Consider the following 8,743-nt stretch of genomic DNA (forward strand, 5'->3'; position numbering starts at 1 on the left):
TTCCCTGCCATCGTTTCTACCACTTGGCGATATACTTGAAACTGCTCCTCTTCCGTTGGAAATGTATTCTTTTCCAAGTACAAGAATTCGCTACGGAATAATCCAATTCCGCCTGCGTCATTTTGTAGCACCAATGCTAAATCTGCGACATTTCCAATATTGGCGTAGAGATTTATGCTTTGCCCGCTCTTTGTAATATTCTCTTTCCCTTTTAGATTCAGTAATAATTCCTTCTGCTTCTCTTCTGCTGCTTTCTCAAGCTCATATCTATGCAATGTTTCCTCATCTGGCTCAATAATTAACGTTCCTTCATTGCCATCTACAATTGCCATTTTACCGTTTAAACTTTCATCAATATCTGTTCCAATTAACGCTGGTATCCCCATCGTTCTTGCAAGAATTGCTGTATGCGAATTCACAGAACCATATCGCGTTACAAATGCTAATAGTTTGCTTTTATCCATCTGTACGGTTTCACTTGGTGCTAAATCTTCTGCTAAAATTATTACAGGCTCTTTAAGAGCATTTGAATCCGTATCTTTACCATTCAATATCGCTATGATTCGTTCTGAAATATCTTTAATGTCGATGGAGCGAGCCTGAAAATACTCATCGTCCATGTTTGCAAACATCTCCGAAAAGTTATCTCCAGTAGTAGCCACTGCATATTCTGCATTCAGATTTTGATTCTGAATTAGATTATAAACAGAATCATTGTAATCCTCGTCTTCTAGCATCATTGCGTGTACTTCGAAGATTTGAGCATTCACTTCACCAACCTCTTTCACTGCTTTATGATAAAGTTCCTGCAATTGCATAATGGCCTTTTCCTTCGCGGATTCATAACGAGTAATTTCTGCCTCTATATTATCAACTTTTTTTCTTGTTACTACATTTTCCTTTTTCGAAAAGAAACAAATTCTGCCAATCGCAATTCCCCGATATACTTTTTTTCCGCTTCTCGCTTCCATACGACTTCTCCTCTTTACAAATTATTCTTAAAGAACTCTTCTAATTCTGTTGCTGCTTTATCTGCATCTGCTCCGTCTGTAGTTACTGTGACGGTATCATTACATTTTATCCCCATCGCCATGATTGCCATAAGTTTCGTCATCTCTGCACTTTTCCCGTTGCATTCTAGTGTTATTTTAGCATCATATCCTTTTGCCTTTGACACTAGCATTCCTGCTGGACGTGCATGGATTCCAATCTCATCTGTAATTGTATACGTAAACTCTGCCACAGCTTTTTCCTCCTATAATTCCTCACCATTGCTGGCAATAACTTTTTTATACCATGCAAAAGAATCTTTCCTCATTCTCTTTAAGCTACCTGTCCCGTCATCATATTTATCTAAATAGATAAATCCATAACGTTTTGCCATCTCTCCTGTTGATGCACTAACAAGGTCAATACATCCCCAAGGTGTATAACCCATTAAATCTACGCCATCACCTACTGCCTCTTTCATCTGTGCAATATGCTCACGCATATAGTCAATTCGGTAAGTATCATGAATACTACCGTCTTCTTCTAGCTTATCATGAGCACCAAGTCCATTCTCTACAACCATAAGAGGGATTCGGTAGCGATCATAGATTTCATTTAATGTATAACGAAGTCCTTTCGGATCAATCTGCCAGCCCCAGTCACTTGCTTTTAGATACGGATTCTTAATTCCACCTAGCATATTACCTTCTGTCTGTTCTTTTGTTGGATTGGCTGATACACAATTTGACATATAGTAACTAAACGTATAGAAATCTACAAGCCCTTCTCTTAAAAGCTCCTCGTCACCTTGCTCCATCTTAATCGTAATGTTTTTCTCCTCAAAAAAGCGTTTTGCATATGCTGGATATTCTCCACGTACTTGAATATCCGAACAAAGCCAGTTTACCATTCGCATCTGCTTCTGTGTTTCGATAATGTCGTCTGGATTACATGTAAACGGATACATCGTAGCAAACAAACACATATTTCCCATCTTAAACTGAGGATATTTTTCATGTGCATATTTTACTACTTTTGCACTGGCAACAAATTGATGATGCAATGCTTGAAAGCGTACCTGTGGCTCATCCGGTGCTCCCATTACTGCTCCACTGTAGCCTTTAATTGTTCCTAACGAAATTGCTGCCCCCATTATCATAGTTCCAGCATTAATCTCATTGAATGTCAGCCAATATTTCACTTTATCTTTATATCGTTCAAAAATCACTTTACAATACTTTTCAAAATATCCGATACATTCTCTACCTTCCCAACCATTGCATTTTTCTACTAATGCATATGGCATCTCATAGTGAGAAATCGTAACTAGCGGCTCAATGTTGTATTTTTTGCACTCATCAAATACTTTGTCGTAGAATGCAAGCCCCGTTTCATTCGGACTTTCCTCCATTCCTGTAGGAAAAATTCGAGTCCATGCAATCGATAAACGAAATGTTTTAAAACCCATCTCCGCAAACAATGCAATATCCTCTTCATAATGATGATAGAAATCCGTTGCTTCATGACTTGGGTATAACGTTCCTTCTTCGAATGTCGGTGTTATTCTTTTGGGTGTTGTATGAGAACCATTCGTACACATATCGGATATCGATACACCTTTGCCATCCACATCCCATCCGCCTTCATACTGGTTAGCCGCTGTTGCGCCTCCCCACAAAAAATCTGTTCTAAAAGTATTCATTCTGTTCTCCTTTTATATAACTGTAATAATCTTATCTCCTACATTTACATTACCAGAAGCATCTGGTATTACATCTGTGAAATTCTCAATATTTGTGATAGCAATTGGTGTTGTAACGGAATATCCTGCTGCCTTGATTTTCGCAATATCGAACTCCAATAGCAAATCACCTTTCTTAACTTTTGCTCCTTGTGATGCTTTTATCAAAAATCCATCACCATTCATTTTTACAGTATCCATTCCTACATGAATGAGAACTTCTATTCCTTCTGTAGATACTAAACCAATTGCATGTCCTGTTGGATAAAATGTTACAATCTCACCATCTATAGGTGAATATACTTTTCCTTCTGTCGGTATAATTGCAACTCCTTGTCCTAATCCACCTGAAGAGAATGCCTCATCTTCTACCTCTCCCAAATCAATTACTTTTCCTTTCATTGGAGATATCACTGTTTTAGGTATTCCCGTTGTACCTTTAGTTGCTGTTATATCTTTTGTCTCTCTTGAAATACTTGTGTCTTCATCCCTATATGTGATATAAGTTACGATAAATGCCACTGCCATTGCTGCTACTGTTGCAACAGATGCCCAAATCAAACTGTATACACTGTTTGTTTTATTATCAATAAATGCTGGGAATCCAAATACTCCAAGTCCACCCATAAGATAAATCTTAACACCCATTAAACCTGCTATACCACCACCAATTGAGGCTGCTATACAAGAAATAATAAATGGTTTTTTCTTAGGCAATGTCACACCGTAAATCGCTGGCTCTGTTACACCAAAGATTCCTGATATTGCCGCTGGTATTGCTACATTTCGTGTCTTCACATCTCTAGTTTTCAGTGCAATTGCAAAAACTACCATAGTTTGTGCAAAGGAAGCTGGGAACGCTAAACTCATAATCATATCGCTTCCCATAGTACCAATATTCATCATAATTAACGGAATAAGTCCCCAGTGCAGACCGAAAATTACAAGCACTTGCCATAATGCACCCAACACAAGACCGGCAAGTAAACCACCAACAACTGGAATGTTTAAAATCAAGTTAAATCCTACACCTACTAAGCTTGATAATAAAGAAGTGATTGGTCCAACTACGATATACGTAACAGGAACCATAATTACAAGTACCAATACTGGCACAATAAATGTCTTTACAACATCTGGTATCACTTTCTTTAATCGTTTTTCTAACCATGCCGCACATGCAACTGCTGCAATAACGGGAACTACCGATGATGGGTAACCACTTTGAGGCATAATAATAGGAATACCAAAGAATGTGCTATGGTAAGCCATCTCAAACGATGATCCCGTGAATATAGAACCAATTGCTTCTGCTGTCGAAGTAATATTTACCATACCTGGATAACAAAGTGCCGCTCCAAGTGCCATACCAACAAATTCATTGCCTTTAAATTTTCTGGCTGCTGTCAAACCTAGAAGTATTGGTAAGAAGTAGAAGAATCCATCACCAACAGCATACCAAGTCATATAAGCACCGCTTGTTGTTATATCTAGTCCCTGTGAAGAAGCAATAAATGCCCATAGTGCTAAAAATCCTTTAATAATACCTGCCGCACATAATACACCTAGAGCTGGTTGGAAGATACCCGAGATAATATCAATAAGTCTCGCACCAAAACCCATCTTTTCGCCTTGTGTGTCTTCTGATATCGGCGCATTACCTGTAATATGTGCCTTTTCACATACAACTGCATATACATCTGGTACATGATTTCCAATAACTACTTGGTATTGTCCACCTGATTTCATTACCGTTACAATACCTTCTGTTGCTTTTAATATATCTGTGTTTGCCTTCGACTCGTCCTTTAATTTAAAACGTAGTCTCGTAATGCAGTGTGTAAGACTTATAATGTTATCCCGTCCACCTACATTTTGGATTATAATTTTGGCTAATCCGTCATACTTATTTGCCATAAATTTTCCCTCCATAGTTTTATAAGGTTTATTCATTCTAACAATGGCGTTAATTAAAATTCGCCTGTGCTCTATTCAGTATGTCCACATTACATAAAAAAAACTCGAACAAAATAAAGTCATTTACTTTATTTTGTCCGAGTCCTATCTTAGGAAACTAACCATTTTTAATTTTTATATCATGATGTTACAATCAAAAAGTATTTTTCTAACACTTTGGAAAACAATTTCTTGCTACTTTACTCTTTAACTCACATGCACATTTACGAAGTTTCTGCGCTTCCATTAACTTATCAACTGCTTGTTGAGCATGCTCTAAGCTTTCCTCCTCAACCTTGTTAATATCGCAAATCATCTCCTTAAGTTCTGCTCTCATCTGCATACATGGATCGTTTCTTCTCGAGCAGCCTTGTGTACAAGAATTCATAGACATTACGTTACAAGCACATGCACAATTTGTATTACACGAATTATTACATCTTCCACTGCAACTATTGTTGCAATTTGAACTACAAGTATTTCGCATATCGCAATTACATCTAGTATTACAATCATTTCTTGCATTACCGCATGTTGCTTGCTTATCACAAACGTTCTCTTCATTCATTGCATCTAGAAATTCATCCATGCAAGTATTAATATCTTTTGCCTTTTCATTATATGCTAAACCCATCTTAATACATTCGATTGCATCGTTAAGATCTTTTTCCGCTTCCATAAACTCTCTGCTCGCTTTATCGGTAGTACAATTATACCAGTCAAATATTCTCATGAATTCTTGACAAGAGCAATCTTCAACATTAATACTCTCTACTGCTTCATTCATCGGCATACGACCACAATTTGATTCTGCCGCTTCATTTACTCTCTCATAGTTGCAACTTGGTCTTGTATATTCCGTCATTGTTCTTCCACAACCACAATTCGATTTTGTGTTTTCGCAACTTGATCTTACATCGCCACAACTTGGCTTTGAGCTTTCACAACTTGGTCTCGTATTTCCACAATTTCTATTCATTCTTGTATAGCCAGAATTATTATTTCCACAATTCATAATTATCTCCCTTTTTATTTCATATTGCATAATATATCTTATTCAACATAATAATGATTGGGACTAATTTTGTTTCGTGGATTTTTCCTGTAATTCGACTTTTATTCTCTAAAATACTCGTATTCTGTCGTTTTTATCCTCACTCGCATTCCTCATCTTCTATCTCATTGTTACTTAATATTAGACAGGCAAAACTTCTTTACATTTATCGAATATAATTTGTGCTTATCTTTTGCTCTCTTACAGGCATTGCGATACCTGCTTTCTTACCTGCTTCAATACATTTGAGTAGCCAAGCCATATTTGTTCCAAGTGTTCGCATTGTTTGCATACCCTCTTCATCTTGAACAACTTCTGCTGGATTATTACCATGAACCATATTCCAGTATTGAGACGATACAATCGGCATATTTGCAATTGTAAAGTACTTATTAATCTGGTCAAATGCCGCAGTTGCTCCACCTCTACGACAACTCACTACTGCTGCACCTGGTTTATCTGCATAGACACTTCCCTTACCGTAAAATGCACGATCTAAGAATGAAGTCAACATCCCTGATGCTGCTGCGTAATGAACAGATTTCATAAAAATCATGTACTTCCTTACTTATTGAATAAATTTTATTGTAATCCCAAATACTATCTACAAAACTATATTAGGAGGCACTATTTATGTCTATAAATCCTTTTGAATTGCAACCAAAAAATGTCGAAGATACCTTTCTCGACTTCAAAGAATTGTATCCTAAATCTTATGATAAAGATGCAACAGATCCCTATACGAAAACCCGTATTATCTTGATGAATGGTACGGAATTTGAAGCTGTTTGGTTTTCTCATCAATTCTCACGTCACTGCAATAATAATGATATCCGAAGAGAACTTGCTTTAATGAGACGTGTTGAACAACAACAGCAAAAACGTATCAGCAATCTTAAACCTATCAATGAAACAATCCTAGAAACTACAATCGGCTACGAACAGTTAGCAGTTGATTTAACAAGTATACTCGCCAAAGATGAAAATGACCCTGTTGTTAAGAAGGCTCTTGATTTCGCATTGTTAGAAGACTTCGATCACTTATATCGCTACGCAAACTTACTAGAGATGGAACATCATATCTATGCTGATAAACTAGTAGGTAAATACACAGAGATTATGCCTGGACGTCCAACAATCGCTGAAGCTCGTTATCCTTTTGATGATATCAAATATTTTATTGATAACAAAACTGCTGACCTATCAACAAAACTCCATGTTAATATTATCACTGCTGCCGAACAACAAACTATGAACTATTATATGAATGTTAGCTGTTTCTATACTTCAGATATTGGACGTAGATTATATCAAGAAATTGGTCTTATCGAAGAGCAGCATGTTTCACAATATGGTGGTTTAATTGATACAAACTGTACTTGGCTAGAAAACCTATTAATGCATGAATATACAGAGTGTTATCTATATTACTCTTGTTTTGAAACAGAATGCGATCCATACATTAAAAAAATCTGGGAACAACAATTCGAACAAGAAGTTGCTCATCTTCATAAAGCAGCTGAGTTACTAAAGAAATATGAGGGCAAAGAATGGCAACAAGTAATTCCAAATGCTGAATTTCCTAAGCTTCTTTCCCTAGGTTCTAATATCGATTATGTTCGAGAAATACTCAAATCGGTACGCCTTACTGGTAAACTTGAAGATTATACTCCTGTTTCAAGCTTACCTGATGATGATAACTACTTTAAATATCAAAACAGTGTAATCAAATCCCCTGAAGATGTTCCAAGTCATGATATTATCGAACGATATATTGTAAAAAATGGACAGGATTATCGTTTCGAAGTAGAGCCTCATATCATTGAAGCGTTACAAGATCGAAAAGTAGACAATACAACAATTGCGCGTACTAAGAAAGAAGATATCTTGACTTAACGATAGCAGAATAGCACTTATCTTCTTCATGCAAAGAAAAGAGAGGGACAAATCACATCAATTCGCTCCCTCTTTTCTTTGTAATATGAACTTGTCGACCTATTGCAGCCTTTACTTTTGCTCCAATATTCGAATATAATGATTTGCTTCTCTTAATACGTGGTCTGCTAGTAATGGAAGAATTATGCTACGAATATTACATTCTTCAATTCCTTTCGTTCCCGCTTTCTTGAAGTCACGATATTTTTTTGTTTCCTCAAGTGTTTTATCCGTCACAGATTCCATTGTCCTATCTGTCATATTTCTTGCTTCTGTCAGCAAGAGTGCATATTGATGTGCAAAATCATCTGCTGTCATTATCAATTCATTCTCTGTCGGATCTAGTAATCCTCTTATAAATAATGCATGTTCCATCATAATCTGGTTCCAGAACAATTCTACATTTTTCATGTCTTCCTTCGTATCTACCATTCCTTCTTCCAATTTTCTAACATACATCTGATATAATTTTGCTTCACGAATAATGTGCTCTATTAATAATGGATAGTTTACAGTAAACATCTTGCAGCTCAATACATTGTCTAATGTACGTTCTTTGAAAGAAATTAACCCATCTAATAACTCTAAGCATCTTCGATTTATCCGAGTTATCATCACAGATAAATCGCAATCACAATTAGCCCTCTTTCCCTGTGCAATATTATTCCATAGTTTTTCCTCAAGAATCGTAACGTTTTCATCAAGTGCACTACCAGTTAACATACTTGTCTGTCTCTCCGCTTCTAACGTGAATTCTGTTACTACTTCACCAGACTCGAAGATTTCCTCGCTCACAACTCTTTGACTACAGCAGATAACATCATACAATAAATCTTCAAACTTCCCCTTGAATTCACTTGCTTCTTTTATAAATTCAGGATTTGCTTTTGTATATCCCACTTCCAAGAAAAAAGAATGCTCCTTCATAATTCTTCCGAAAAACAGATGCAACTCCAATGAGGACTGTGCATAATTATCCATATCGTTCTCCTTGCCAAATATTATTATTCCATCTAGTATATGCACCGTAAATCATGTAGGTGTCATACAGTAATATTACTTAACAA

The 8,743-nt window shown here is 36.5% G+C and carries 7 protein-coding genes and 1 pseudogene; 1 reads left to right on the top strand and 7 read right to left on the bottom strand.

The genetic code is table 11. From position 1 onward, the window contains the following. From RMR19_RS10335 to RMR19_RS10360, 6 genes and pseudogenes are all read right to left on the bottom strand, one after another. The coding region (locus RMR19_RS10335; protein WP_310603416.1) for a phosphoenolpyruvate-utilizing N-terminal domain-containing protein at positions 1 to 971 on the bottom strand (971 nt) is incomplete at its 3' end. A 14-nt stretch (positions 972 to 985) separates the two neighbouring features. Then, entirely contained in the window at positions 986 to 1,243 is a 258-nt protein-coding gene (locus RMR19_RS10340) for an HPr family phosphocarrier protein (RefSeq protein ID WP_310603417.1), read from the bottom strand. Positions 1,244 to 1,255: 12 nt separating this feature from the next. Then, on the bottom strand, positions 1,256 to 2,692 hold the full coding sequence (locus RMR19_RS10345) for a glycoside hydrolase family 1 protein (RefSeq protein ID WP_310603418.1): 1,437 nt from the start codon (positions 2,690 to 2,692) through the stop codon (positions 1,256 to 1,258). Positions 2,693 to 2,704: 12 nt separating this feature from the next. Further along, complete coding sequence (locus RMR19_RS10350; protein WP_310603419.1) at positions 2,705 to 4,648, bottom strand: beta-glucoside-specific PTS transporter subunit IIABC; 1,944 nt, start codon at positions 4,646 to 4,648, stop codon at positions 2,705 to 2,707. A gap of 208 nt (positions 4,649 to 4,856) precedes the next feature. Next, positions 4,857 to 5,702, bottom strand: a complete 846-nt coding sequence (locus RMR19_RS10355; protein ID WP_310603420.1) for a hypothetical protein — start codon at positions 5,700 to 5,702, stop codon at positions 4,857 to 4,859. Between the two features lie 205 nt (positions 5,703 to 5,907). After that, positions 5,908 to 6,297 (bottom strand): annotated as a pseudogene (locus RMR19_RS10360) (flavodoxin family protein); the annotation flags it as partial. Positions 6,298 to 6,374: 77 nt separating this feature from the next. On the opposite strand from RMR19_RS10360, the gene RMR19_RS10365 reads away from it, so the two are divergent. Continuing rightward, the gene (locus RMR19_RS10365; protein ID WP_310603421.1) at positions 6,375 to 7,637 is read left to right on the top strand and encodes a hypothetical protein; all 1,263 of its coding nucleotides are present in this window, start codon (positions 6,375 to 6,377) and stop codon (positions 7,635 to 7,637) included. Positions 7,638 to 7,748: 111 nt separating this feature from the next. Here RMR19_RS10365 and RMR19_RS10370 read toward each other — a convergent pair whose 3' ends face one another. Beyond that, complete coding sequence (locus RMR19_RS10370; protein WP_310603422.1) at positions 7,749 to 8,657, bottom strand: DUF2935 domain-containing protein; 909 nt, start codon at positions 8,655 to 8,657, stop codon at positions 7,749 to 7,751. Between the last annotated feature and the right edge of the window lie 86 nt (positions 8,658 to 8,743).

The sequence above is a fragment of the Anaerosporobacter sp. genome (genome assembly GCF_031551385.1).
Classification (GTDB): domain Bacteria; phylum Bacillota; class Clostridia; order Lachnospirales; family Lachnospiraceae; genus Anaerosporobacter.